The sequence below is a fragment of the Microvirga massiliensis genome, from assembly GCF_001006805.1.
Lineage (GTDB): Bacteria > Pseudomonadota > Alphaproteobacteria > Rhizobiales > Beijerinckiaceae > Microvirga > Microvirga massiliensis.
Genome location: NZ_LN811366.1, coordinates 72,701 through 96,707, shown reverse-complemented (window position 1 = coordinate 96,707; position 24,007 = coordinate 72,701). Strand labels below are relative to the sequence as shown.

Sequence of the window (24,007 nt, the reverse complement as noted above, 5' to 3'; positions counted from 1 at the left end):
GTCATGGCTCCGCTCGTTTCGCGCAGACGCCTCATCGGAGTCTCGGCGGCAGCCGCCGGCCTGAGCCTGCTTCCGCTCGGACGTGTCGTTAGGGCGGAGGCACATGTCGTCAGTTGGCGCGGCGAGGCCATGGGCGCAGTGGCAACTCTGCAGATCCATCATCATGACCGCGTCGCGGCCGAGTCTCTCGTGGAACGTGCGCTCGCCGAGGTTCGCCGGCTCGAGCGGATTTTCAGTCTTTATCAGGACGGCTCGGCTCTCGTATCTCTGAACCGTCAGGGTTTCCTCGTCGCCCCACCGCCGGAACTCGTCACCGTGCTGCGCGAGTGCCGCCGCTATTTCGAGATGACCGGCGGTGCCTTCGACCCAACGGTCCAAGCGCTTTGGACGCTTTACAGTGATCACTTCACGCGACCCGGAGCCGATCCGCGTGGACCGTCCAAAGAAGCGCTTCAGACCGCCCTCTCACGGGTGGGCTTCGGAGCCGTGGTGTTTGATGAGAATCGGGTCGCGCTCGGCCGGCATGGCGTAGCCCTAACCCTGAACGGTATTGCGCAGGGCTTCGCGACCGATCACGTCGTCAATCTCCTGCGGTCCGCCGGGATCGCGCACAGCCTTGTGGATATGGGGGAAACCCGCGCTATAGGCTCCCGTCCGGATGGGAGCGCCTGGGCCATAGGCATTGCCGATCCGAACGAGCCGTTGCGCGTGTCGGAAACGCTTCGGATTACCGATCGCGCTGTCGCGACCTCCGGCGGCTATGGTTTCCGCTTCGACCCAGAGGGGCGTTTCACCCATCTCTTCGATCCGCGCACTGGCCTCTCGCCGAACAGGCATGCGAGCGTGACCACCATTACACCCACAGCAACGGAGGCAGACGCCTTGTCGACGGCTTTCGCTATTCTCTCACAGGAGGAGATCGAAGGAGTACTTCGAAGCCTGGGGCGCGGGAAGGTCCATCTGACATCCACTTCCGGCGAGCGAAGGATTCTGAGCGCCGCCTGAGAACGCAGCCACGGCGAGTCGGGACCGCAGTCTGTGCGCCGGCGCAAGGGTCCTCCAGAGCATCGTCGCATGCCCGACTGGGCTTGATCCCGATCAAAGAGAGCCCTCCTCCTCTCGCGTATAGGGACCCCCGAGAGGCAGGCTCGGCCGTGCCGTCGTATCCGCATGAAGCCGGACAGTTGGCCCGACATGCCTGCACGTGCTCCAGGAATCGTGCTCATGAGTGTCGCGATCGTCATCGACCCGCAGGGTTGTCGCCATGTCCTCGAAGCGGAGGACGGCTGGCGTCTCATGGAAATCATTCGGGATTGGGGGCTCCCGATCGGTTGCGAGTGCGGCGGCGCGGCGAGTTGCGGAATGTGCCATGTCGAAGTCGCCGACACATGGCGGGCCCGTCTCCCGCCGCGCTCCGAGGAAGAGGAAGCGAAACTCGACGAATTGCCGCTCGTGACGCCGAACACGCGGCTTGCCTGCCAGATTCTCTGGAACGAAGAGTTGGACGGCCTCGAAGTGGCGCTGCCGAAGGCTGCCTGACGCTTCCCATTTCGGTCGATTTACCGCGCCCGCGGTAGTATGGGGCTCTTCCGGGCTGATCCTCCAGCGAAAGGGTCGAGCGCAGCTTGGCAAGAGTAACCTCGCGGATTTCTCGCAATTGACCTCCGACACGATGCAGGAGGTCTGAACATGAAGTTACAACTCGCGGCGACTGCTCTGTGCGCTCTCCTCGCGATCCCACCGGCCTTGGCTCAACAGGGTCAAGCCCCCTCGACAACCCCGTCCCGAGCCTCACCCGAACCGACCAGCAACCCGCCGGCCGATCCGTTCAAAGATGGCGGGCGGCCGGAAAGCCATGGTGGCACGGTGCATGCGCCGCAGGTAGGGTCCAGCGTGACCAGCTCGGCGCAATCGCTCTCCCCCGAGATCCGCCAGACGGTCGAATCACTTGCTGAAAACACGGTGACGGCTCAGCAGTATGGGAATCTCGCTGCGGATCGCCACGCCAGCGAAGCCGCTCACGAGCTGGGCGATCGGATGTTCGTGACGAACAGCCGAATCAACAGGGCATTGACCGCCGCTGTGCCTGGCCTCCGGGCGTCGGAACAAATGCCGGCGGATCAGCGTGCGACCTTTGACAGTCTGGCTCGGCAGGCAGACGAGAAGCAATTCGGGGTTAGCCTGGCTCAGTGGGTGGCACAGAATTACCCTGAGACCATCTCCGCGCTGCAGCGCCTGTCGCAAGAATCAGGCTTCGAGGAGCTGACGAGTTCCGCTCTGCCCGAGCTGAAGGCGCAGCTTTCCGAAGCTCAGAGAATTCTCCAGACTGCGAGTTCGGGAACCAACGGGCAGCCGCTCGCGACCGGCACGGTCGGGAAGCCGGGAGCGAAAAAGCTACCGGACTGAGCTAGGCGGTTGACGTGAGCCGCTCATATTCGCTTATAGGGAACTGGTTGTAACGCCCCCTCGTTTCAACCGGATCTCACCTTCTCCGGAGGAGCAGTAAATGCATAGAGTTCTCACCGGCCTCGCCTTCGTGCTCATGGCAGCGACCCCTCTGGCATCTGCATCGGCCGATCCCAGTGCCGAGGATGGCGCGAAGGTCTTCGCGCAGTGCCGCGCGTGCCACCAGATCGGCGAGACAGCGAAGAACGGCGTCGGACCGGAGCTCAATGGCCTGATCGGCCGCAAGGCCGGCTCGGTCGAAGGATACAGCTATTCGGCTGCCATGAAGAACTCCGGTCTCACATGGGATGAGGCGACGTTCCACGAGTATATCAAAAATCCCAAGGCAAAAGTTCCTGGCACGAAGATGGTCTATGCCGGGTTGAAAGACGAAGAGAAGATCAACGATCTGATTGCCTTCCTCAAGCAGTACGATGCCAGCGGAAAGAAGACTTCGTCGCTCGACTCCGCAAAGTACGCCAGCCGCTGACCTGAGGGTTATTCGCGGCCGATAGCGAGGGCGGACAACACTCATTCTCTGGCTCTACGGCTATTCGCCACCCGCGCAGGAAGAAGCGCGGGTGGTTTCTTTTGTGTACGGCTCCTCGAAATCCGACGCCACTCTGCTCTGGAGGTGGGTGCCCGTGCCTTGAAACCCGAAGACGTGGGAAAGAGGCGTTCTCATTCGCGCTCTGGCGCTGGAGTCGCGCAGCAGTGGCTCCCCCGGGCGTGCGCCGCGCCGGTCCCTGTTGACGCAATGTCATGGTGAGCAATGGATGTGTTGAGGCCGCTCGGCCGCGGTGTTACCGTTACGCTCGTCAATAAAGCCACGGCACCAAGCCGTGGCATCGCGGAGGAAACAGAATGGCTTCGTTCACGCGGCGTGGATTCATGGTGGCGGCTGGAGCTGCCGGCTCGGCAGCAGGGTTGGGTCTCAGGCCAACTTCAGCTCAGAGCGGCTACCCGAATCGCCCGATTACGATGATCTGCCCCTGGGGTGCTGGGGGCGGGACCGACGCCACGGCCCGTATCGTGGCTGGGCTTCTGGAGAAGGAGTTGGGCCAGCCCGTGAACGTCGTCAATCGGACGGGCGGCAGCGGCGTGGTCGGTCACCAGGCGATCGCGTCCGCCAATCCGGACGGCTACAACCTCGGCATCATCACCGTCGAAATCTCGATGATGCATTGGCAGGGCCTGACGGAGCTCACGCCGCGGAGCTATACGCCGCTTGCGCTGATGAACGAGGACCCACCCGGAATTCAGGTCACCGGGAGCAGCTCCTATAAGAATGTCAAGGAACTCGCGGAGGCTATCAAGGCCGCGCCGCCCGGCAAATTGAAGGCTTCGGGCACCGGTCAGGGCGGAATCTGGCACCTCGCACTCGTCGGGTGGCTGCAGGCCATGGGCCTGAAACCGGATCACGTCGCCTGGGTGCCGTCCAACGGCGCGGCGCCTGCGATGCAGGACCTTGCGGCGGGTGGGCTGGATATCGTGACCTGCTCGGTTCCCGAGGGGCGGGCCATGATCGAGGCCGGCAAAGCAAGGAGCCTTGCCATCATGGCCAAGGAGCGCAACCCGACCTTCCCGAACGTACCGACCCTCAAGGAGGAACTCGGGATCGACTACTCCACCGGCGCGTGGCGCGGCATTGCAGGACCGAAAAACCTGCCGCAGGAGGTTCAGAGCAAGCTCATCCCGGCGCTGCAGAAGGTCTACGAGTCGAAGGAATACAACGAGTTCATGTCGAGCCGCGGGTTCGGCGTGAAATGGGCCGAATCACAGGCCTTCGCCCAGTTCATGGACTCTGCCGACGAACAGATGGGCAAGGCCATGAAGGCCGCCGGTCTCGCAAAAGTCTGACGCCCTGGTCTCGAGCGAGCCGGAACCATCGCCGGCTCGCCTGCCTTGCCCTTCTATCGGGAGTTGGTGAATGCGCCTGTCCGATCGCGCCACCGGCCTATTCACGTTCGCTCTTGGGGCGATCGCCGCCTATGCAGGCACACAGCTCCCGCCGGTTCCCGGCCAACAGATCGGGCCGAACGTGTTCCCGCTCGTGATTGGCATCGGGCTTTGTCTATGCGGTCTCATGATTGCATTCGGGATTGGCCGTCAGTTCGAGGAAGAGGCCGAGGCCGAACTCACTGCGCATACGGACCTGCCTCCTGAAGGAGAGTTCGTGGCCGCACCCGGCCGGTTCCAGGGATTACGGATCCTGATCCCACCTGCCCTGCTGATCTTCTATGCCCTGGTCGTGGATACCCTCGGGTTCTTCCTGACCGCGGCCGGTGTCATTCTCGTCGCGGCGCTCGCCTTCGGGGCGCGGCTCAGCCATGCGCTTGCGCTCGCATTACTGGCGCCGATCCTGGTCCACCTCGTCTTCTACAAGTTGCTCCGTGTGCCGCTCCCAGCCGGCCTCGTACCCATGCCCTGGTGATCATGGATCAGTTTATCGAAGCCTTCGGTCTCGTTACCGCTCCCGATGTCCTGATCGCGATCATCGCCTCGTCCGTTTATGGGCTCGTGGTCGGCGCTCTGCCCGGCCTCTCGGCCACGATGGCGACGGCGCTCCTCGTTCCGGTCACGTTCTATCTGTCTCCGATTGCGGCGATCGCAACGATCATCTCTGCCTCGGCCATGGCCATCTTCTCCGGCGACATTCCTGGCTGCCTTCTGCGCATTCCGGGCACGCCGGCCTCGGCGGCCTATACGGACGAAGCCTATGCGATGACCCGCAAAGGCCAGGCGGAGCTCGCACTCGGAGCAGGCCTCTGGTTCAGCGCTCTCGGAGGACTCGCCGGAACGGCCTCACTCATCCTAATGGCGCCTTTGCTGGCAGAACTGGCGCTGAACTTCTCGACCTATGAGTATTTCTGGCTCGCATTCCTGGGCCTCATGTGCGCAACGCTCGTAGCGCGGTCATCGCCCGTGAAGGCGATCGCCAGCATGCTCGCCGGCCTTCTCATATCCAGCATCGGAATTGAAAACCCGGGAGGCGTTCCACGCTTCACGTTCGGGCTCACGGATCTCTATGGCGGCATCGAAGTCGTACCGGCAATGGTGGGCGTGTTCGCAGTATCGGAGGTCATGCGTGCCATTGCGGCGCCGGAACCACCCCGACTTCCTCGTCGAAAGTTCGGGAGCATTCTGGCCGGGCAATGGCAGCTGACCAAGAAGTATTGGCGCCAGATGACGCGTGGCAATTTCGTCGGCATCATCATCGGCGTGCTCCCGGGCGCCGGCGCCGACATGGCAGCCTGGGTCAGCTATGCGCTGGCGAAGCGCTTCTCGAAAGAACGTAAGAAATTCGGCACAGGCCATGTCGAGGGCCTTGTGGAGGCGGGCGCCAGCAACAATGCGAGCCTTGCAAGCGGTTGGGTGCCCTCTCTTCTGTTCGGCATTCCGGGAGACACCATCACCGCCATCGCCATCGGCGTCCTCTATATGAAGGGCCTCAATCCCGGTCCAACACTGTTCACCGAGCGTGCCTCCAGCATGTACGCGCTCTGCATCATCTTCGCGGTCGCCAACATCATCATGATCCCGCTCGGCATCGTCATGATCCGCGCCGCTTCGCTGGTCCTACGCGCCCCGCGCTCCGCCATCATGCCACTGATCCTTATTTGCGCGGTAGTCGGCTCCTTTGCGATCGGCAACAATCTCTTTGCCGTGCTCGTCGTTGCGCTCTTCGGTGTCGTCGGATACCTCATGGAAGCCAACGGTTATCCCGTGGCGGCGCTCGTTCTGGGCATCATCATGGGAACGATGGTCGAGCAGAACCTCGTGACCTCGCTGATCAAGTCCGACGGAAGCGTGTTGCCGTTCTTCGAGCGCCCCGTCTCTGCCGTGCTCGCAGGGATCACGCTTGCGTGCCTCGTGTGGCCGCTTTTTGTCTGGGCGCATCGCAAGCTCAGGAAAAATCAAGTTCTCGCAGGAGTTCATGAACGGTAATGCATTCTCCCACAGCGCTACCGTCCAGGAGAGGATGAGAGCACGGTCGGCTCGCGGTAATACGGTAATCGACGCGCCACCCTCATCCGCATCAGGACTCCACACGGCGAGGAGCCCTGACCGAGAAGTTGGGTTTAGTGGCTGTACTGAGCGACCCGATCGCCCGTCCGATGTCCCGGGAATCTATCCTGACCGGAATCTCTCGAGTCGACCAGCATCGCTTTGAGCGGGCATTGGCCGACATACCCGCGCCAAGCCAAATACGAGCCTCCGGCCAGCGCAAGCACGTTGAGCAGCGGATTGGGGCGCGGCTTTGCCCCTGCCGCCGCAAGCCCAAGGCCTACGGCGATGTAGATTGCCCGCTCCGACCAGGAGAGGTTTTGCTCCTCCCCATGGGGGCTATCCTGTCTGTGCATCATCGAACTTGTCACGGTTCCATCTCCTGAAGAACAAGTGGCGAACGTAACAGTCGCTTCTCTGTTCCGGCTTGCCCCAGAAAGTATCGTGCTCACCATCTGGCCGGGGAACCCCCGGGCACGCCCGCCTCCAGGACGATCACGGGTGGCCCAGTTCCTTGGACCACCGATAAAGCCTCGGCCGAGCTCTCCGGGCTGTCACTCGGTCATCGCCGCTTGCCTGAGCCTCCCCTTGCAGGCGCCGAAATTGCCGCGCTTCCGCAGGCTTGTCGAACCGGAAGGCATTGAACGCGTTGCATGTAGGTGTGAGGACCTTATGCCATGAGCATCATCTGGACCATCGTGATCGGATTCATTGCCGGCGTGATCGCGAAGCTGATCACGCCGGGTCGGAACGAGCCCTCCGGCTTCATCCTGACAACAATCCTTGGGATCATCGGTGCATTCGTCGCAACCTACCTCGGTCAGGCGATCGGCTGGTATCGCGCAGGCGAGGGTGCGGGCCTGATTGGCGCGATCGTCGGTGCCGTTATCGTACTCGTAATCTGGGGCATGGTAACCAGGGACCGCAGTTCCAGCGTGTAACGCGCTGCAAATGCTGAGTGCCTCTCCCCGGGGGGAGAGGCAATCGACAAGGCGAGATCGCTCGCGTGCATGACGAGCGCGGCTTACCTCTACGGTAGGCCGAGTTGCTCGGTCCTCTCAAGAAACTGGGAGCCCGGCGAAGCGGGCCGTGGTCCTTGCTCTGGATCTCCTCCCATTCGTCAGCACTGAAAACGGTTAACTGCTCAAAACGCGGAGGAACTGTCAAATCCGCTCTACAGCACCGCCGTTCATCGGACTGAAAGCACCCTCATCGTCTTGGACAGACCCCGTCGGATCACCATCGGGGCTATGTGACGGCCGCCAGATGCCGGTTTTACCCAGCGCTAGGTGGCACCACGACGGTGAAGTCTTGTCAATTCCGTGTTCGCATGGGGTGCCGTATGACTCCCCTGCATCCGTGCTTGCCCAGTCGGGCAGAGATCGAGCAGCACACAGCGGTTGCAGGCCGGGTTCGTGAAGAAGCAAACCCGCTGTCCATGGAGCATCAGGACCTGGTGATTGTCGTAGACGGCCTGTGCGTCCCAGTCTGGCGGCAGTTGTGCGGCCAGGACGGCATGGGCTGGGCCGACACCGAGTGACAAAGGAATGAGTCCCGTGCGTTGCGCCACCCGGTGGTGATGGCTGTCCACGGGGAGCGCTGCCTTGCGTAGGGTCGAGAACGCGAGCACCGCTGCGCTGGTCTTCGGACCGATCCCTGTGATACTCTGAAGCCAGGCTCGCGCTTCCGAGACCGACATGTCGCCGAGGAAATCCAGCGAGAGTTCCCCACAGCGCTCCGTAATCGTGCGTAGCACGGCTTGAATCCGCGGCGCCTTCTGCTCCGGCCAAGTGACACCCTCGATCGTAGCCTCGATATCCTCGGCCGGTGCGTCTCGCACTGCAACCCAATCCGGGTATCGTGCCTCGAGTGCCGTGTAGGCCCGACCCGAATCTGCGTTGCGCGTGCGGTGCGACAGCAGCGAGGAGATCAGCTCACTCAGCGGGTCGTAGCTGTGGAAATATGGGATCGGACAGCCATAGACCGCGCACAGGCGATGATGAATGTCGATCGCCTTCTCCTGCAAGTCCTGCGGTCCACAAGCCATGGGCCGGAAAAACCGCGGAACCTGCGAAGGGTTCCACATGGGCTGTGCAGTTTGCGCCCGCGATTGAGTAAACCAGGCCCATCTCATAGGCGCGGCCTTCGGGCTCACCCGAACGCCGGCTCCCGCGGCCAGCCGGAACGATTCTCCGTCAGTCTACGGTGATCTGATCCTTGACGCGATTGAAGGTGGTGCGATTGAGCACCCGCTTCTTCAACAGATCTTCGATCGAGGTATAGGGACGCCCGCGAACGATGGCGCGCCCGATCCTCCGAGCCCCCCTGAGCCCGTTGAGGTCCTCGAGCGTGGCCGTGTTGATATTCACGAGCCGGGCGGCCGAGGTCTCAGCTGGTTCGGCCATGTCTTCGATTGCTGCGACTTGAGGCTGGTCGCGTTGTGCGGCCGGAGATCCCGTCACAGCGGTTGGCACGATGATTTCGGCTTCGCGGGCAGTCTGAGAGGCAAGTGCTGATACGGAGCTGGCCGTGGCGGCCCCAGCAGCATCGAATTGCTCGTCGGCGGAAACCGAGCCGGCCCTTGCGAAGGACGAGACATCCTGAGCTGGGAGATCAGGAGCACGCTGTGGCGCTGGGGCTGTGGCAATAGGTCCTGCGTATACGACCCGAGGTCCGGTACCCTGCGCCTGCTCGGGTCTCGAGGGGCCCTGCGGCCCGGCTCTTTGGGCCGAACGCACGCTATCCTGTGCTGCGGCTACCGCCGCTGGCCTCTCCTCATGGCTCGGCAGCACCTGCATCGCTGCAGCCGCCAATCCCACGAGCAGGATCAGGGACAGGAGGCGGAGGAGGACATTGAGGAGCCCGCGGAGAGGAGCATGGGCCTGGGGAAGATGATCAACTCGCATGAGGCTTGGGACCGCGACAGTGATACCTAGCCCGTAGACTCAGGGTGTGGCGCAGTCTGGGCAGCAATTCCGCAAAATGGAAGCGCAGCAGTTTGCCAGCCCTCCTTCGGCCGGCTGGGCAGCGGTGGTCCAGAATGAAAATCCCGCCGCTCCCGCTTGGGAAGAACAACCTTGGTCTGGGAGCGTACGCTCTCCGTTCCAAGGCAGGAACGACCTGCGACGGGCTCCATTGTCATTGGTGAGCCTGCAGGAAACCAGCTTCTCGCCCCGAGCATTCGCCGGCGTGTCTGTGTCGGCGTCCTACAGGCTCACCATACCCCTCTCCGCTGCTTGCAGCTCTACTTGCCCTCTGCCAGCCGCAGGCCCTCCCTCAGCGAGGCATTGTGGCTCTTCGCCAATTCGGCCATCAGCAGAATTCATCCGCGGGGTGCCAAGCAATAACCTCTGGACCTTTCCGAATCCCGCCCAAAGTCCAATTCATTGTAACGGCAACCTTCCGTCTGGCCGGGGTGCCTCTTCGATTGTGATCATTCTCGCTGACCATACCGGCGAGACAGCGCGCAACCTGTCGCCACAGGCCAAAATTCTACGATTCCATTCGGGTTGGGCCGGGGCACACTGCTGAAGGAGCACGCCGATGCGGTTCCGCACGATCCACGAAAGTCATGGTCAGCGCACCATCGTCGCAATTCTGGAAACAGGCGATGAGGTCACCGAAAGTCTGCTGCGGCTCTCGCGAGAAGAAAACATAACGGCGGCTCAGATCACTGCGATCGGTGCATTCGAGAGAGCCGGCCTTCGGTACTTCGATTGGGGATCGAAAGCCTATGAGGACATCCCGGTTCGCGAGCAGGTGGAGGTCGCTTCGCTTCTCGGCGATATCGGACAGGACGACAGCGGCGGACCCGCCCTCCACATTCACGCCGTGCTTGGAAGACGGGACGGCACGGCCGTGGCGGGACACCTTGCGACAGGCCTCGTCCGGCCTACGCTCGAAGTGGTACTCATCGAGTCGCCGGAGCATCTCAAGCGAAGGCACGATCCGAAAACGGGTCTTTCGTTGATCCAGATAGAGACATAGCCCGGCCCGAAAAGCCGCACGTGAGCGCTCCCATGTGGCGAGTTGCGCATTGTTCCAGGCCAGACGCCCGACTCTCGCCCGAACCGACGGGCCGACCGGACCGTTCATGGGCCGCGTGAGAGCCGGGGCCCGAAATGGCGCAGATCTTCAAGCCGCGCGCGGACACCGTCATCCGGATCGTGCTCGCTGCGGCGGCAGCACTCCCGGTGCTTGCCGTAGGCCTCGGCTACGCAATCATGCGCTCGTCCTACACCACCGAGCAGAACCTCACGCGCGAGCAGCCTGTCCCGTTCAGCCATGAGCACCATGTGGGCGGTCTCGGCCTCGATTGCCGCTACTGTCACACCTCGGTCGAGAACACACGCTTCGCGGGCATGCCCCCAACGGAGACGTGCATGACCTGCCATTCGCAGCTCTGGACCAATGCCGGCATGCTCGCTCCCGTCCGGGCCAGCCTCGTCGAGAACAGGCCGCTGCGGTGGCAGCGTGTCCACAACCTGCCCGGTTACGTCTACTTCGATCACAGCGTCCACGTCACGAACGGCATCGGGTGCAGCACCTGTCACGGCGCAGTCGATCGCATGCCGCTGATGCGTCAGACCGCACCGCTCACCATGAGCTGGTGCCTCGACTGCCACCAACACCCGGAAAATCACCTCCGCCCGCCCGACGCCATCTTCGATATGTCCTGGAGGCCACCTGACGACCAAGCCACCGTCGGACGCCAGCTCATGCTGCAGTACCACATCGACACCCGTCATCTCATGGACTGCTCGCGATGCCACCGGTGAATCCCCGGCAACTCGGCCCCACAGCGGCCGGCAGGCTAACGCGTCGCGAGGCGCTGCAGGCACTCGCCGCATCGGTAACACTCGCTGCGACAGCGTGCTCGAAGCCCGATCAGGAGATCGTGCCTTACGTCCGTCAGCCGGAGCGGATAATGCCCGGCGAGCCGCTGCGCTTCGCAACCACCCTGCCGCTTGCCGGCTACGGCCGCGGCGTGCTTGCGATCAGCGTCGACGGACGTCCCATCAAGGTCGAAGGCAATCCGCTTCACCCTGCGAGTCTCGGCGCAACCGACGTCTTTGCAGAGGCTACCGTGCTCTCACTCTACGATCCGGATCGCTCGCGGACCGTGCGGCGCGATAATGCGATCGTCTCCTGGGAGATGTTTCTTACGGCGCTCGCGCCACAGCTCCAGCAACTGCGCGCGAGCGGCGGTGAAGGCCTTCGGCTGCTGACGGGCCGCATCACCTCACCGACACTGCTGCGCCAGATCGACGGTCTTCTCCGCATATTCCCGAATGCTGTCTGGCATGCTTACGAGCCTACGGACGATGCCGGCCGAACAGGCTCCCGGATCGCTTTCGGTCGTGCATTCGATGGTCTGCCGCACCTCGATCGTGCCGATACGGTGCTCTGCCTGGATGCCGATCCTCTCGGGCCAGGGCCGGATCAGATTCGGTTGTCGCGAGGTTGGATCGATCGGCGGAAGTCCGGGGACCTCTCTCGTGTCTACGTGCTGGAATCGACGCCGACGCTAACAGGCACAAAGGCAGACGAGCGGCGTGCGCTCCATCCGCACCTGATTCACAACACGGCAATCGCCGTTGCGAATGCATTGGGTGCCGGGCGCGGAACGCCGACCCTGCCGCCCGAGATCCAGGCATTCATCGCTGCCTGCATCGACGCGCTCCGGTCCTCTCCGCGGCGCGCCTTGGTTCTCGCGGGCCGCACATTGTCTGCAGAGGCCCATGCCTTGGTGCACTGGATCAATCGTCAGCTCGATGCGCCGATCGATCTGATCGAGCCCGTTGACGTGTTGTTCGGGCGCGAGCCAGGTAATCTCGAGAGCCTGCGCGAGGAGCTCGAAGGAGGACGCGTCGGAGCTCTCGTCATCATGGGGACAAACCCGGCCTATGATGCGCCCGCCCTCTCACTGCCAAACCACATCGGACGCGTGCCGTTCACGATCCATCTCGGCAGCTGGTTCGATGAGACGGCCGCACTTTGCCATTGGCATATCCCGGAATCGCACCCGCTCGAAAGCTGGTCGGATCTGCGCGCCGTCGACGGCACCGCGAGCATCGTCCAGCCGTTGATCCGGCCTCTGTATGGCACGCGCACCGCGCATGACCTCCTGGACGCAATGTCCGGCCGTTCCGATGCATCCGGCTATGGACTCGTCCGCGAAACCTGGATGGCCACGGGCCTGGATGATTTCGACGCCTTCTGGCGCACTGCCCTGCATGATGGTGTCCTCGCAGGGAGCACGTCGCGACCGGTAATGAGCTCCGAGCCGCACGTGCCGCAAATAGAGCCACTCTCTGCGCCCGCAGGGTTGAATATCGTCCTTCAGCCGGACCCATGCGTCTGGGACGGGCGCTTCGCGAACAACGCCTGGCTACAGGAATGCCCGAAGCCGGTGACCAAGCAGGTATGGGGCAACGCCCTCGGCCTCTCGCCGGCCGATGCGGTGAGATTTCGCCTTGCAACGGGTGACATAGTGGCCGTCGAAGGGCCCGCGGGCGGTACGCTCGTGCCGGTCCAGATCTCGCCGAGGCATCCCGAAGGGGCAGCGAGCCTGACCATCGGCTACGGTCGCCTCAAGGCAGGAGCCATCGGCAACGGCGTCGGCGCCGACTCCTATCATCTGCGCGCAGGCAGCGCAGACTGGATCATCGGGGGTGTGAAGCTCACGAAGGGAAGCAGCACGCACGAAATACTGACCACCCAGAACTACGTGCAGCTCGATCGCGCGGTCGCCGATCTTTTCCCGATGCTGACAGCCGATGCGCTGGCCCGGGGGGCAGAGCTTCCGCAACCGAGTCCCTTCCCCGACTTCTATCGCGATTACGTCTATGACGGACCGGCCTGGGCCATGGTGATCGACACGGCGGCCTGCTTCGGTTGCAATGCCTGCGTCCTCGCCTGCCAGGCCGAGAACAACGTCCCGGTCGTCGGACCGGAGGAGATTGCGCAAGGGCGGATGATGCATTGGTTGCGCGTCGACATCTACGATCGCGGCACCTCGGAACAGCCCAAGCCGGGCTTCCAACCCGTTCCCTGCATGCATTGCGAAAAGGCTCCGTGCGAGCCCGTCTGTCCCGTCGGCGCCTCCGTCCACGATGGCGAAGGCTTGAACGTACAGGTCTATAATCGCTGTGTCGGAACGCGCTTCTGTGAAGCGAACTGTCCCTACAAGGTTAGGCGCTTCAACTTCTTCGGATACGCCGACGGCCAAGAATATGCGAACCTCGGCGCGGAGCCTCTCAAAGCACAGAAGAATCCGGAGGTGACGGTCCGCACGCGTGGCGTCATGGAGAAATGCACCTACTGCATCCAGCGCATCAGCCGGGTGCGGCGCATGGCAGAACGGGATGGGCGCTCCATCGCCGACGGTGAGATTGTGACCGCCTGTCAAGCTGCCTGTCCGACGCGGGCCATCACGTTCGGTGACCTCAACGCGGAATCCCAGGTCCGCCGACTAAAGCGCGATGCGCGCCATTACGTGCTGCTAGGGGATCTCAATACACGTCCGCGAACGACTTATCTCGCCGATGTGCGCAACCCCGACCCGAAGCTGACGGGGGATTCATGAGCGACCGTAACGCTCCGCATCATCCACTGATAGCGGCCGGACATGAGAGCTACGCAGCCATAACCGCATCCGTGGTCGATCCGGTCCTGGCGCGCCCGGCCGGGTGGGGATGGTGGCTCGCCGTTGCCGTCAGCTTCGTGTTCCTGCTCATGACCGCCGGAGCGATCGGTTACCTCTTCACCACAGGCATAGGGGTATGGGGCGTCAACTACACCGTGGTGTGGGGCTACGCGATCGCCAGCTATGTCTGGTGGATCGCCATCGGTAGCGGCGGCACGTTAATCTCTTCGATTCTCGTGCTCACCCGCCAGGAATGGCGCCGGTCCATCAATCGCTTTGCCGAAAGCATGACGATTTTTGCCGTGGCGATCGCTGGGCTATTTCCGATCCTCCATCTCGGCCGGCCACAATATTTCTACTGGCTTGCGCCCTACCCGAATACCATGGGGCTATGGCCGCAATGGCGCAGCGCCCTCGTCTGGGATTTCTGGGCAATTCTCAGCTATCTCCTGTTCTCAATCCTGTTTCTGTATGTCGGGCTGATTCCTGACCTCGCGACGATGCGCGACCGCGCCCGAGGGCGTCTTGCGCAGGTGCTCTATGGCGCTTTTGCGCTCGGATGGCGCGGCTCGGCGCAGCATTGGCGGTGCTATGCGATCCTGCACCGGACGCTCGCTGCGCTTGCAGTACCGCTCGTCGTCTCGGTGCATTCGATCGTCGGCCTCGACTTTGCAGCAAGCCTCATGCCCGGCTGGCAGGAGAGTCTTTTCCCACCTTATTTCGTGGTCGGCGCGCTGTATTCCGGCTTCGCGATGGTGCTCCTGCTGACCCTCCTCGTCCGATGGGGATTGCAACTCCAGACCATTATTACCGTCTCGCATTTCGACAGTATGGCGAAAGTGATCCTCGCCGGCTCCGTTTTGATGACCTACTCCTATGCAACCGAGTGGTTCATGGCCTGGTATGGCGGCAGCCATGCCGATCGGACCGTCGTCGCCTTCCTCTTCGGCGGTGCCTATGCTCCCCTTTACTGGACGCAGCTCCTTTTCAATTGTGTTGTCCCGCAGGCACTGTGGTGGAAGCGGGTTCGGCGCAGCATGCCGGCGCTTGCCGTCATTTCGGTGCTCATCCTCGTCGGCATGTGGATCGAGCGTATCCTGATCATCTGGGGCACGCTCTCGCGCGGCTTCATGCCGAGTCTCTGGCATCTGTTCTATCCAACCGTCTCCGACTGGCTGCTCCTCTTCGGGCCCCTCGGGTTCTTTGCCTTCATGTTCCTGTGGTTCATTCGCCTCGTCCCGGCGGTGTCGATGCACGAGGTTCGCTCGCTCGTGCGCAAGGAGGGGCTGGCATGAGCGTGCAACTCGTTGCCGAGTTCCGTGATCCCGATACGCTGACCGCCGCGCTAGAACCTGTGCGCGACTCGGGAGGTCGGCTCCTGGACGCCTTTTCGCCCCTCCCGATCGAAGGTCTCGCCGAACGCCTCGCCGTACCCTCGGTGCGAATTCGCATTCCGATGCTGGTCGCCGGCATCGCGCTCGCGGCAACAGGATACTTTCTGCAGTGGTATAGCGCAGTTCTCGGTTATCCGATCAATGTCGGCGGCCGGCCACTGCACAGCTGGCCTGTTTTCCTGCTCGTTCCCTTCGAAGTCGGTGTCTTCGCCGCGGCACTCGCCGGCGTGATCGCAATGATGCGCTATTGCGGCCTGCCGCGGCTTCATCACCCGCTCTTTGCAGTCGCGGGATTCGAGCGCGCGAGCCAGGACCGCTTCTTCCTGCTGGCCGAGACCGACGGTGCAGTCGAGGAGTTGCGCCACGTGCTCGAGCGCGCGGGTGCGCTCGCAGTAACGGAGGTGCGGCCGTGAGGCGCGCTGCCCCACTGCTCATCCTACTCGCCGTTGCGGCTTGCGACGATCAATCCATGCGCCTGCAGAAGCGCTATGAGACTGAAACACCCTCCCTGCTTTGGCCGGATGGGAGTTCTGCCCGGCCCCTGCCGGCGGGAACGGTCGCCCACGGCGATCTTGAGCGCGAACGGGCCCTAGCACAGGCTCCCGCAGTCACGCCGGAACTTCTCGCCCGTGGCCGCGAGCGCTTCGGAATCTTCTGCTCTCCGTGCCATGGCTTGTCGGGATACGGCGACGGAATGATCGTCTCAAGGGGTTTCCCGGCGCCGCCATCCTATCATTCCGCACGTCTTCGTGCAGCCACGGCTCAGCACTTCGTCGATGTGATCACGAATGGCTACGGCGTCATGTACTCGTATGCTGCGCGGGTTTCGCCTGAGGACCGCTGGGCCATAGCGGCCTATATCCGGGCGCTGCAACTCTCCCAAGGTGCCCGCGTTGCAGATGTGCCGAACCTTTCGGAGCGTCTGCCATGACTCGCGTCGCGACGGGGAGTCTCGTGGTAGCCATCGCGGCCTGCTTCGGCCTCGCCATCGGAGTGATTCTGAACGCTCGCGCCGTAGCCCAGGGCTGGCTCATAGCCTTCGTGTTCTGGAGCGGGATCCCGATCGGTTCGCTCGTCCTTCTCCTGATCCACCGCATCGTGGGTGGGCGCTGGGGCGAGGCGCTCGCTCCGGCCCTGATCCCGGCTGCAGCCCTGGTCCCGCTTGCTGCGATCGCGATCCTCCCGTTGGTGCTCGATCTCTCAGCAACTTACCCCTGGGCTGCCGATCCGGCCACCACACCATCCGACGTCGCACGCCTGTATCTGAACTGGCCGGCCTTTATCGCTCGATCGATTGTAGCGCTTGGCGGTTGGTCGCTTCTCGTGCTCCTTGTCGTGACCGAGCGCTGCTCGAAGCTCGCGGCCGGGATCGGACTGGCCTTCCACGGAATCGTGATCAGCCTCGTGGCGGTCGACTGGGTTCTCTCGGTCGACCCAGGCTACACATCCTCTTCCTTCGCAGCTGGAATCGCAATCCAACAGATCCTCTCGGCCCTCAGCGTCGCAGCCATTGTCGGGCCTTCCGATCTCGACGAACGGCTTCTGCGCGACCTCTCCGGACTTCTCCTCGCGGGTCTTCTCGGCGTGGTCTATCTCGATCTGATGGCCTACGTCGTCGCGTGGTACGGCAATCTGCCCGAAAAGGCGGCCTGGTACATTCCCCGGAATCACGGCGCCTGGGGCTCCGTGATTCTCGCCGCCATTGTCGTCGGTGCATTCATCCCGTTTGTCCTGCTCCTCAGCACTCGCGCCAGAGCCAGCAGGAACGTGTTGCGTGTGGCCGGCACTCTGATTCTGCTCGGCGTCGCTCTCCACACGGTGTGGATCCTCGCGCCAGCCTTTGAGCCGAGCGCTCTCATCACGGCCTGCATTGCCGTTGTTGCGCTTGCGGGGCTGTCGCCGGCTATGTCCGGGCTCATTCGACGCCCACTCCTTTGGAGGGCCGCACATGGCCGGTGACGCAAGGCCGGAAGCTCCCGGGGTAGATTCCCGCGTGGTCATCAAAGCCGCGCTCGGCTTCCTGGCTTTCGTGGCCGTCTCCCTGGCTGCCCTTGGTGGCTACTATGCCTGGATCATTCGCGAACCAGTTCTATTGCCGCCCCGCACCTTCGGCGAGCCGCAGCTGCAGTCGAATCCGCGAGCAGACTTGGCCGAGCTTTATGCAGCACAAGCGAGCCGGTTGCACGGCTACGCCTGGGTCGACCGGGACCGTGGCCTTGCGCGGATCCCGATCGAGCAAGCAATGGCATTGATCGCAGCTCGCGGAGATCAAGCCTACGCACCGCTCGACCAGCTGCCCTCTGCGCCGTCGGAGAGGCAGCCATGAGGATCGCAGTGCTCATCTTGATGCTGATCCTCGCCGATACGGCCCATGCGGGCCTGACTGAACGCGAATTGAGTTCCGTGAGGATCGCGCCGCCTCCGGCTGCCGCGGTCCCGCTCAACTTGGCTCTCCGCGACGGTGCCGGCGACAGTATCTCTTTGCGTGAGGCGCTTGCTGGTCGCCCTGCCCTTCTCGTCCCCGTCGACTACACGTGCCGAACGACCTGCGGGCCGGTTCTTGCCATTGCGGCAACGGCTCTTTCCCAGACAGGCCTCAAGCCAGGGACCGATTTTCACCTGATCATCGTGGGGATCGACCCGAACGACGACTCGACCGCGGCGCGCAGCATCACCGAAGCACAGATCCTAGACGAGAATCTTGCTCATGGGACCCGTGTCCTGACGGGTGATGCAGGAGCCGTCAGTAATCTTCTCGATGCAATCGGCTACCGCACTGCTTACGACGCCGAATCCGATCAATTTGCCCATCCCACCGCAGCTCTCACGCTCACTGCAGACGGTCGCGTGGCGCGTGTTCTGTCTTCGCTCGCGCTCGAACCCGGAGACCTTCGTCTGGCGCTGGTCGAGGCTAGTGAGGGCAGCATCGGCGGATTTTCGGGCCAAATTGCGCTCCTGTGTTACGGCTACGATCCGGTTCACGGGATCTACACGCCAGCGATCAGGCGCGTTCTCGCCGGCGTGGCCGTTCTAACAATTCTGGCCCTCGCGCTTGCTCTCGTTTTCTTGCGCCGCCGTTCGAGCGCGAACGCAGAGGCATCGTAATGCTGGCGAGCCTGATGCCGGAATCGGCTTCGACGCAGGCGGTCGATACGGACCGCATTTTCTATATGCTGCTGGTTCTTTCCTGCGCGATCACCCTTCTCGTTCTCGTGCTTGTCATCACCTTTGCGATCCGATTTCGCCGCAACTCCAAAGTCGAGCGCGGAGAACTTCCGGCCGTCATCACACGCGAGTTCGAGGTCGGGTGGACCGCGGCGACCCTTTTCGTCTTCCTGTTCCTGTTCTGGTGGGCAGGTTCTGCGCAGCTTTCCGCCCTTGTTGCGCCTAGGGATGCACTCGAAATTCACGTCGTCGCCAAGCAGTGGATGTGGAAGACGCAGGCCGCAAACGGTGCGCGCGAGATCAACGAGCTCCACGTTCCGATCAATGTGCCGGTGCGACTCGTGATGACGTCCCAGGATGTAATCCACTCCTTCTTCGTTCCGGCCTTCCGCATCAAGAAAGACGTAGTGCCTGGTCGTTACACGGAGACCTGGTTCGAAGCGACAAAGCTTGGTACATTCCACCTGCTTTGCGCCGAATACTGCGGCACCGATCACTCGCGCATGCTCGGGCGCATCGTCGTCATGCCGCAGGAAGACTATGCGCGCTGGCTCTCGGCGCAATCGGAGGGAGAGGACCTCGCGCATGAGGGGGCCGCTCTTTTCGTAGCGCGTGGATGCGCCGGCTGTCACGCGTCGTCATCGAAGGTGCATGCGCCCAATCTTGCCGGGATCTATGGCAGGCCGGTTCAACTTGAAGGCGGTCGAAGCATCATTGCCGACGATGCCTACATCCGGGATTCGATGCTTCAGCCGACCCGCGACATCGTGGCTGGTTACGAGCCCCTCATGCCGAGCTTCGCGGGCGCACTCTCGGACGGCGAAATTCAGGCGCTTACCGCCTATATCCGGTCTCTGGCGACCGAGGACCTGAGCGACACACGCATTCAGCGCACCGAGCATGAGGAGCTGGTGCCCGGCTCGCCTGCGGAACGCAGTCCTTCGATGATGCCGGGCCGCTCGCCGGACCGTAGTGGAGAATCCCGATGAGCTCAACGAGCGCCACAACGGCCGACCTGCCGCTTTCGCACGAGCCGAGCTATCTCGGTGATGGTACGACCGTAGCGTCCTGGCTCGCCACAACCGATCACAAGCGCATCGGAATTCTGTATGCGATCACGATCACGATCTTCTTCTTCCTGGGGGGTATTGCGATCTCGATCGTGCGCCTCGAGCTATTCACGCCGGAAGCCGACGTGGTAACGGCCGACACGTACAATCGCTTGTTCACGTTCCACGGCATCGTGATGGTATGGTTCTTCATGGTGCCGGCAATTCCGGCAACGCTTGGTAACTTCCTTCTGCCGCTCATGATCGGCGCCCGGGATGTTGCCTTCCCGCGTCTCAACCTCTTCAGCTGGTACCTGGCGGCCGGCGGCTCGGCAGCAACAATCTACACACTCATTGCTGGCGGGGTAGATACGGGATGGACCTTCTACACGCCGTTCTCGACCATGTTCTCGAATTCGCACGTGATTGCAGCAGCATTCGGCGTATTTACGATCGGATTTTCCTCGATCGCCACGGGGGTGAACTTCATCGCCACGACACACATGCTGCGAGCGCCAGGCATGACGTGGTTCCGGCTGCCATTGTTCGTCTGGGCAATCTACGCCACCAGCCTTGTCATGGTGCTCGCGACCCCGGTACTCGCGGTGACGCTGCTCCTGATCATGGCAGAGCGCTGGCTTCAGCTACCAATCTTCAACCCGGCAAATGGTGGGGATCCGATCCTTTTCCAGCACCTGTTCTGGTTCTACAGCCACCCCGCCGTCTATATCATGGTGCTTCCTGCCATGGGGGTCATCTCGGAGGTCATCACTTGCTTCGCGCGCCGGCGCATATTCGGCTACACCTTCATGGTCTATGCGCTCGTCTCGATCGCCGGCATCGGCTTCTTCGTATGGGGCCACCATATGTTCGTGGCTGGCATGTCGCCCTATGCCAGCCTCGTGTTTTCGTTCCTGTCATTCGTGGTCGCGGTGCCTTCCGCAATCAAGGTCTTCAATTGGACGGCTACGCTGTACCGGGGGCAGATTGGTTTCGAGGCTCCGATGCTCTATGCGCTTGGGTTTCTGGGGCTATTCACGATCGGCGGCTTGACGGGGCTGTTTGTCGCCTCAATTCCGATCGACGTGCACGTGACCGACACGTATTTTGTCATTGCCCATTTCCATTACATTATGGTCGGGGGAACGGTATCTGCCTATTTCGCGGGCCTGCATTACTGGTGGCCGAAAGTCACCGGCCGGATGTACCCGGATGCCTGGGCGCGGTTCGCCGCAATCCTGATGTTCTTCGGCTTCAACTTCACGTTCTTTCCGCAGTTCATCCTGGGCTACCTTGGCATGCCGCGTCGATATCACGTGTACCCTCCGGAGTTTCAGGTTTGGAACGTGATGTCGTCCTCGGGTGCGGGCGTTCTGGCGGTAGCGTATCTTCTTCCACTCGGGTACCTCGCCTGGTCGCTAATCTGGGGCGCACGCGCGACGCGCAATCCCTGGGATGCAACTGGGCTCGAATGGCGGACGGCGTCGCCACCGCCGACACACAACTTCGACCAACCTCCTCACGTCGACGTCGGTCCCTACGATTATCATCCCGAGGGTATTGCCCCTGAACCGCATCAACCGCCCAGGCGTGGGCAGGGAGATACCGGATGAGCGATGCCCCTGCCCTGCTCAAGGACCCCTGGCTTAGCCTGGACCGCCAGCGTGAGGCCTCGATCTTCGGCATCTGGGTCTTTCTTGCAAGCGAACTGCTCTTCTTCGGCGGGTTGATCCTCACCTATACAATTTATCGAATCCAGGATCCGCAGGCCTTCGCGGAGGCAGCCCGCGAAACGGATATCTGGTACGGAACGATCAATACTGCCGTCCTTCTCACGAGCAGCCTGACAATGGCGGTCGCAGCCCAGGCCGCGGAAAGAGGCCTCGCACGCAGCCTAGTCGCCGGCTGCCTGGCGGCGACGGCAGCACTCGGCACGATGTTCTTGGTGGTCAAGGGATTCGAATACGCCGAGGATTTCCGAAATCACCTCGTTCCCGGACCTGGTTTCGCGCTGGAGGCGCGCGCGGCGCAGTTATTCTTCGCGTTGTACTGGGTGATGACGGGCGTGCATGCGATCCATCTCACGATCGGCATCATACTTGTGAGCCGACTCGCTTTCCTGAGCTGGCGTGCCCGTATGGAGGTGCGAGGAAATCCGGAAATTGAGGTGACCGCACTCTACTGGCACCTCGTCGATATCATCTGGATCGTGCTCTATCCGCTGATCTATCTGCCCGGGAGAGCCTCATGAGCGTCGGCGCCGAACATGGTCAGGCCGCCGGATTGTGGCGGCGGAACCTGCTGATTTGGGCGGCTCTCCTCGTCTTGCTCGGAGTGACGTGCATCGCGGCCTACATCCCCCTTGGCACCCTAAATGTCGTGGTGGGCCTCTCGATCGCAGCCATAAAGGCCAGCCTCGTCGCACTTCTGTTCATGAATCTCAGACGCTCGGACGCTATCATCCGCCTGGCCGCCGCCGCTGGCTTCTTCTGGTTGATCGTACTATTTGCCCTGACGCTGAGTGATTTTCTAACGCGTTATGGCAACCCCTGATAGGGAGAGACATAGGAGGTGGATCTCCGTACTGCCCCAGAGAGTGGTGTCGATGCCACTGTCGCCCTTGCGAGCCGCAGGTGGTGCACACTTCGACTTCCGCCGCACTTCCGCTGTTGCCAGTTGCAGTCATCCAGCCCGACGCGGACCCTCTGCCGTCTTTGCGAGCCGCAGGCGTGATGCACCGCCCGACCCATCGCCACACTGTCCTTGCGAGCCACAGGCGAAGCAATCTACCCGTCGACGGATGCGCCCCTGGATTGCTTCGCTCCGCTCGCAATGACGAAGAGGACCTACGAGAGGGAAGAGCTACGCCAACTCAATGACGAGTCCCTCGTTTGGCCGCAGGTCGATTGTCGGCGGCGCGCAGGCGCCCTCGCGGTCCATGTGAGTGGAGATCAGTATCCTGCCCGGCTTGTCCACGCTCGCGCTCTGTTGGGAGGCGCCGAGGTTCAGGATGACGAGAGCGCTCTGCTCGTCCGCACAGCGGCGGTATCCGAGAAGATCGCCATGATTGGGAGCCGGCTCGTAGGAGCCGGTCGCGAGCGCGGGGGCATTACGGCGGAGCGCGATCAGCCGATGATAGAGGTTGAGGATCGAGCCGGCCTCCGACTGCATCTGCGAGACGTTGCGGGTGCAATGGTCGGCGCCGAGCGGCAGCCATGGATCTCCCTCTGTGAAGCCTCCGTTCGGGCTCCCATCCCATGGCATCGGGCTGCGTTGTGGATCCCGCCCGAGTGACTTCCCGAGGCTCTTGGCGACTGGATCATGAACCTGGCCATCCGGGATTGTGGTATTGGGCAGCCCGATCTCTTCTCCGTAATATATGAAAGGCGTCCCCCTCAGCGTCATCAGCAGCATCGCCGCGATTCGCACCTGGGCCTCCCCGATGCGTGAAGCGACACGCGGTTCGTCGTGATTGCCAAGAACCCAGTTCGGCCATGCTCCTCGCGGCAGCAGGATCGTATACTGGTCGATTGCCGCCTCGACGCTGCGGGCGCTCCAAGGCGTATGCAGCAAGATGAAGTTGAACGGCAGGTGGAAGCCAGGGCGCCTGCCGCCATAATACTCCATGATGCGTGCAATTGGTAAGTGTGCCTCGCCAATGAGGACACGGTTACCAATCTCATCGAGAACCGCGCGCATTTCGGCGACGCAGCCGTGCGTCTCGGGGCGGTCAGCCGTGAAGACGCGCTTGAGATGCTCCTTGTCGGGCATGCCGGTGCGGTAGGAGGCGTTCGGTGGATCGTCCCGAAGGAGTTCGTCCTCGACAAGGTTCGTGATCGCATCCACCCGGAAGCCGTCGACGCCGCGACGCATCCAGAAGCGGAGCACGTCGTACATGGCCGCGCGCACCGCCGGGTTGCGCCAGTTCAGATCAGGCTGCTCCTTCAGGAAGGCATGATAATAGTACTGGCCGGTCGGCTCGTCGTATTCCCAAGCCGATCCGCCGAAATTGCTGATCCAGTTGTTCGGCGGACCGCCATCCGGGGCCGGATCGCGCCAGATGTAGAAATCGCGCTTCGCGCTGTCGCGGGCGGAGCGACTCTCGGCAAACCAGGGATGCTGGTCAGACGTGTGGTTCGGGACGAAATCGAGGATGACCTTGAGGCCACGCCGATGCGCTTCGGAGAGCACGACATCGAAATCCGCGAGCGTTCCGAAGAGCGGATCGATGTTGCAGTAATCCGCGACATCGTAGCCGAAATCCGCCATCGGGGAGGGATAGATTGGCGAGATCCAGG

Annotated in this window: 25 protein-coding genes; 21 read left to right on the top strand and 4 right to left on the bottom strand. The window is 62.5% G+C overall.

Annotation, left to right across the window (positions count from 1 at the left end; all coding sequences use genetic code 11):
- The first annotated feature begins 3 nt into the window (after positions 1-3).
- The 7 genes from BN1233_RS36230 to BN1233_RS36200 all read left to right on the top strand — a co-directional run bounded on the left by BN1233_RS36230 (position 4) and on the right by BN1233_RS36200 (position 6,393).
- Positions 4-1,005 (top strand): FAD:protein FMN transferase, encoded by a 1,002-nt coding sequence (locus BN1233_RS36230; RefSeq protein WP_046868517.1) that lies wholly within the window; start codon positions 4-6, stop codon positions 1,003-1,005.
- 219 nt (positions 1,006-1,224) lie between these two features.
- Entirely contained in the window at positions 1,225-1,539 is a 315-nt protein-coding gene (locus BN1233_RS36225; RefSeq protein WP_046868609.1) for a 2Fe-2S iron-sulfur cluster-binding protein, read from the top strand.
- 150 nt (positions 1,540-1,689) lie between these two features.
- A complete protein-coding gene (locus BN1233_RS36220) occupies positions 1,690-2,406 on the top strand; it encodes a DUF305 domain-containing protein (protein ID WP_046868516.1) in 717 nt (238 codons plus the stop codon).
- A gap of 136 nt (positions 2,407-2,542) precedes the next feature.
- Complete coding sequence (locus BN1233_RS36215; protein WP_082145866.1) at positions 2,543-2,935, top strand: c-type cytochrome; 393 nt, start codon at positions 2,543-2,545, stop codon at positions 2,933-2,935.
- A gap of 374 nt (positions 2,936-3,309) precedes the next feature.
- Entirely contained in the window at positions 3,310-4,305 is a 996-nt protein-coding gene (locus BN1233_RS36210) for a tripartite tricarboxylate transporter substrate binding protein (RefSeq protein ID WP_046868514.1), read from the top strand.
- Positions 4,306-4,375: 70 nt separating this feature from the next.
- Positions 4,376-4,879, top strand: coding sequence for a tripartite tricarboxylate transporter TctB family protein (locus BN1233_RS36205; RefSeq protein WP_046868513.1), 504 nt, complete (start codon positions 4,376-4,378; stop codon positions 4,877-4,879).
- Between the two features lie 2 nt (positions 4,880-4,881).
- Positions 4,882-6,393 carry a tripartite tricarboxylate transporter permease gene (locus BN1233_RS36200; RefSeq protein ID WP_425311779.1) on the top strand — a complete coding sequence of 504 codons (1,512 nt, stop codon included), beginning with the start codon at positions 4,882-4,884 and terminating at the stop codon, positions 6,391-6,393.
- Between the two features lie 134 nt (positions 6,394-6,527).
- Here the strand turns inward: BN1233_RS36200 and BN1233_RS36195 are convergent, their stop codons facing one another.
- Entirely contained in the window at positions 6,528-6,824 is a 297-nt protein-coding gene (locus BN1233_RS36195; protein ID WP_425311778.1) for a YgaP family membrane protein, read from the bottom strand.
- Positions 6,825-7,130: 306 nt separating this feature from the next.
- On the opposite strand from BN1233_RS36195, the gene BN1233_RS36190 reads away from it, so the two are divergent.
- The gene (locus BN1233_RS36190) at positions 7,131-7,394 is read left to right on the top strand and encodes a GlsB/YeaQ/YmgE family stress response membrane protein (RefSeq protein ID WP_046868511.1); all 264 of its coding nucleotides are present in this window, start codon (positions 7,131-7,133) and stop codon (positions 7,392-7,394) included.
- 344 nt (positions 7,395-7,738) lie between these two features.
- On the opposite strand, the gene BN1233_RS36185 is transcribed toward BN1233_RS36190, so the two are convergent.
- Both BN1233_RS36185 and BN1233_RS50230 read right to left on the bottom strand, forming a co-directional pair.
- The gene (locus tag BN1233_RS36185) at positions 7,739-8,500 is read right to left on the bottom strand and encodes an endonuclease III domain-containing protein (protein ID WP_082145862.1); all 762 of its coding nucleotides are present in this window, start codon (positions 8,498-8,500) and stop codon (positions 7,739-7,741) included.
- 148 nt (positions 8,501-8,648) lie between these two features.
- Complete coding sequence (locus BN1233_RS50230) at positions 8,649-9,359, bottom strand: helix-hairpin-helix domain-containing protein (RefSeq protein WP_244470639.1); 711 nt, start codon at positions 9,357-9,359, stop codon at positions 8,649-8,651.
- A 637-nt stretch (positions 9,360-9,996) separates the two neighbouring features.
- On the opposite strand from BN1233_RS50230, the gene BN1233_RS36170 reads away from it, so the two are divergent.
- The 13 genes from BN1233_RS36170 to BN1233_RS36110 all read left to right on the top strand — a co-directional run bounded on the left by BN1233_RS36170 (position 9,997) and on the right by BN1233_RS36110 (position 22,262).
- Complete coding sequence (locus tag BN1233_RS36170; protein ID WP_046868509.1) at positions 9,997-10,440, top strand: PPC domain-containing DNA-binding protein; 444 nt, start codon at positions 9,997-9,999, stop codon at positions 10,438-10,440.
- A gap of 134 nt (positions 10,441-10,574) precedes the next feature.
- Complete coding sequence (locus BN1233_RS36165; RefSeq protein WP_046868508.1) at positions 10,575-11,231, top strand: cytochrome c3 family protein; 657 nt, start codon at positions 10,575-10,577, stop codon at positions 11,229-11,231.
- Positions 11,219-14,041, top strand: a complete 2,823-nt coding sequence (locus BN1233_RS36160) for a 4Fe-4S dicluster domain-containing protein (RefSeq protein ID WP_046868507.1) — start codon at positions 11,219-11,221, stop codon at positions 14,039-14,041. Before BN1233_RS36165 ends, BN1233_RS36160 begins: the two co-directional genes overlap by 13 nt.
- The gene (nrfD, locus tag BN1233_RS36155) at positions 14,038-15,396 is read left to right on the top strand and encodes an NrfD/PsrC family molybdoenzyme membrane anchor subunit (RefSeq protein WP_046868506.1); all 1,359 of its coding nucleotides are present in this window, start codon (positions 14,038-14,040) and stop codon (positions 15,394-15,396) included. Before BN1233_RS36160 ends, nrfD begins: the two co-directional genes overlap by 4 nt.
- Complete coding sequence (locus BN1233_RS36150) at positions 15,393-15,908, top strand: DUF3341 domain-containing protein (RefSeq protein WP_046868505.1); 516 nt, start codon at positions 15,393-15,395, stop codon at positions 15,906-15,908. Before nrfD ends, BN1233_RS36150 begins: the two co-directional genes overlap by 4 nt.
- A complete protein-coding gene (locus BN1233_RS36145; protein WP_046868504.1) occupies positions 15,905-16,426 on the top strand; it encodes a c-type cytochrome in 522 nt (173 codons plus the stop codon). The genes BN1233_RS36150 and BN1233_RS36145 overlap by 4 nt, the downstream gene beginning before the upstream one ends.
- Complete coding sequence (locus BN1233_RS36140; protein ID WP_244470638.1) at positions 16,423-17,454, top strand: hypothetical protein; 1,032 nt, start codon at positions 16,423-16,425, stop codon at positions 17,452-17,454. The genes BN1233_RS36145 and BN1233_RS36140 overlap by 4 nt, the downstream gene beginning before the upstream one ends.
- Positions 17,444-17,821, top strand: coding sequence for a hypothetical protein (locus BN1233_RS36135; RefSeq protein ID WP_046868503.1), 378 nt, complete (start codon positions 17,444-17,446; stop codon positions 17,819-17,821). Before BN1233_RS36140 ends, BN1233_RS36135 begins: the two co-directional genes overlap by 11 nt.
- Positions 17,818-18,600 carry a thioredoxin domain-containing protein gene (locus BN1233_RS36130; RefSeq protein ID WP_046868502.1) on the top strand — a complete coding sequence of 261 codons (783 nt, stop codon included), beginning with the start codon at positions 17,818-17,820 and terminating at the stop codon, positions 18,598-18,600. Before BN1233_RS36135 ends, BN1233_RS36130 begins: the two co-directional genes overlap by 4 nt.
- On the top strand, positions 18,600-19,649 hold the full coding sequence (coxB, locus tag BN1233_RS36125) for a cytochrome c oxidase subunit II (protein ID WP_046868501.1): 1,050 nt from the start codon (positions 18,600-18,602) through the stop codon (positions 19,647-19,649). The genes BN1233_RS36130 and coxB overlap by 1 nt, the downstream gene beginning before the upstream one ends.
- Positions 19,646-21,322 carry a cytochrome c oxidase subunit I gene (gene ctaD / locus BN1233_RS36120; RefSeq protein ID WP_046868500.1) on the top strand — a complete coding sequence of 559 codons (1,677 nt, stop codon included), beginning with the start codon at positions 19,646-19,648 and terminating at the stop codon, positions 21,320-21,322. The genes coxB and ctaD overlap by 4 nt, the downstream gene beginning before the upstream one ends.
- Complete coding sequence (locus tag BN1233_RS36115) at positions 21,319-21,960, top strand: cytochrome c oxidase subunit 3 family protein (protein WP_046868499.1); 642 nt, start codon at positions 21,319-21,321, stop codon at positions 21,958-21,960. Before ctaD ends, BN1233_RS36115 begins: the two co-directional genes overlap by 4 nt.
- Positions 21,957-22,262 carry a cytochrome C oxidase subunit IV family protein gene (locus tag BN1233_RS36110; protein WP_046868498.1) on the top strand — a complete coding sequence of 102 codons (306 nt, stop codon included), beginning with the start codon at positions 21,957-21,959 and terminating at the stop codon, positions 22,260-22,262. Before BN1233_RS36115 ends, BN1233_RS36110 begins: the two co-directional genes overlap by 4 nt.
- 309 nt (positions 22,263-22,571) lie before the next feature.
- Here BN1233_RS36110 and BN1233_RS46345 read toward each other — a convergent pair.
- Positions 22,572-24,007 (bottom strand): alpha-amylase family glycosyl hydrolase (locus BN1233_RS46345; protein ID WP_046868497.1); only part of this gene is annotated, 1,436 nt, incomplete at its 5' end.

Bases quoted from the DNA above. Each gene is read 5' to 3' on its own strand.
- BN1233_RS36230 (WP_046868517.1), top strand. From the start codon at position 4: ATGGCTCCGCTCGTTTCGCGCAGACGCCTCATCGGAGTCTCGGCGGCA.
- BN1233_RS36225 (WP_046868609.1), top strand. From the start codon at position 1,225: ATGAGTGTCGCGATCGTCATCGACCCGCAGGGTTGTCGCCATGTCCTC.
- BN1233_RS36220 (WP_046868516.1), top strand. From the start codon at position 1,690: ATGAAGTTACAACTCGCGGCGACTGCTCTGTGCGCTCTCCTCGCGATC.
- BN1233_RS36215 (WP_082145866.1), top strand. From the start codon at position 2,543: ATGGCAGCGACCCCTCTGGCATCTGCATCGGCCGATCCCAGTGCCGAG.
- BN1233_RS36210 (WP_046868514.1), top strand. From the start codon at position 3,310: ATGGCTTCGTTCACGCGGCGTGGATTCATGGTGGCGGCTGGAGCTGCC.
- BN1233_RS36205 (WP_046868513.1), top strand. From the start codon at position 4,376: ATGCGCCTGTCCGATCGCGCCACCGGCCTATTCACGTTCGCTCTTGGG.
- BN1233_RS36200 (WP_425311779.1), top strand. From the start codon at position 4,882: ATGGATCAGTTTATCGAAGCCTTCGGTCTCGTTACCGCTCCCGATGTC.
- BN1233_RS36190 (WP_046868511.1), top strand. From the start codon at position 7,131: ATGAGCATCATCTGGACCATCGTGATCGGATTCATTGCCGGCGTGATC.
- BN1233_RS36185 (WP_082145862.1), bottom strand. From the start codon at position 8,500: ATGGCTTGTGGACCGCAGGACTTGCAGGAGAAGGCGATCGACATTCAT.
- BN1233_RS50230 (WP_244470639.1), bottom strand. From the start codon at position 9,359: ATGCGAGTTGATCATCTTCCCCAGGCCCATGCTCCTCTCCGCGGGCTC.
- BN1233_RS36170 (WP_046868509.1), top strand. From the start codon at position 9,997: ATGCGGTTCCGCACGATCCACGAAAGTCATGGTCAGCGCACCATCGTC.
- BN1233_RS36165 (WP_046868508.1), top strand. From the start codon at position 10,575: ATGGCGCAGATCTTCAAGCCGCGCGCGGACACCGTCATCCGGATCGTG.
- BN1233_RS36160 (WP_046868507.1), top strand. From the start codon at position 11,219: ATGCCACCGGTGAATCCCCGGCAACTCGGCCCCACAGCGGCCGGCAGG.
- nrfD (WP_046868506.1), top strand. From the start codon at position 14,038: ATGAGCGACCGTAACGCTCCGCATCATCCACTGATAGCGGCCGGACAT.
- BN1233_RS36150 (WP_046868505.1), top strand. From the start codon at position 15,393: ATGAGCGTGCAACTCGTTGCCGAGTTCCGTGATCCCGATACGCTGACC.
- BN1233_RS36140 (WP_244470638.1), top strand. From the start codon at position 16,423: ATGACTCGCGTCGCGACGGGGAGTCTCGTGGTAGCCATCGCGGCCTGC.
- BN1233_RS36135 (WP_046868503.1), top strand. From the start codon at position 17,444: ATGGCCGGTGACGCAAGGCCGGAAGCTCCCGGGGTAGATTCCCGCGTG.
- BN1233_RS36130 (WP_046868502.1), top strand. From the start codon at position 17,818: ATGAGGATCGCAGTGCTCATCTTGATGCTGATCCTCGCCGATACGGCC.
- coxB (WP_046868501.1), top strand. From the start codon at position 18,600: ATGCTGGCGAGCCTGATGCCGGAATCGGCTTCGACGCAGGCGGTCGAT.
- ctaD (WP_046868500.1), top strand. From the start codon at position 19,646: ATGAGCTCAACGAGCGCCACAACGGCCGACCTGCCGCTTTCGCACGAG.
- BN1233_RS36115 (WP_046868499.1), top strand. From the start codon at position 21,319: ATGAGCGATGCCCCTGCCCTGCTCAAGGACCCCTGGCTTAGCCTGGAC.
- BN1233_RS36110 (WP_046868498.1), top strand. From the start codon at position 21,957: ATGAGCGTCGGCGCCGAACATGGTCAGGCCGCCGGATTGTGGCGGCGG.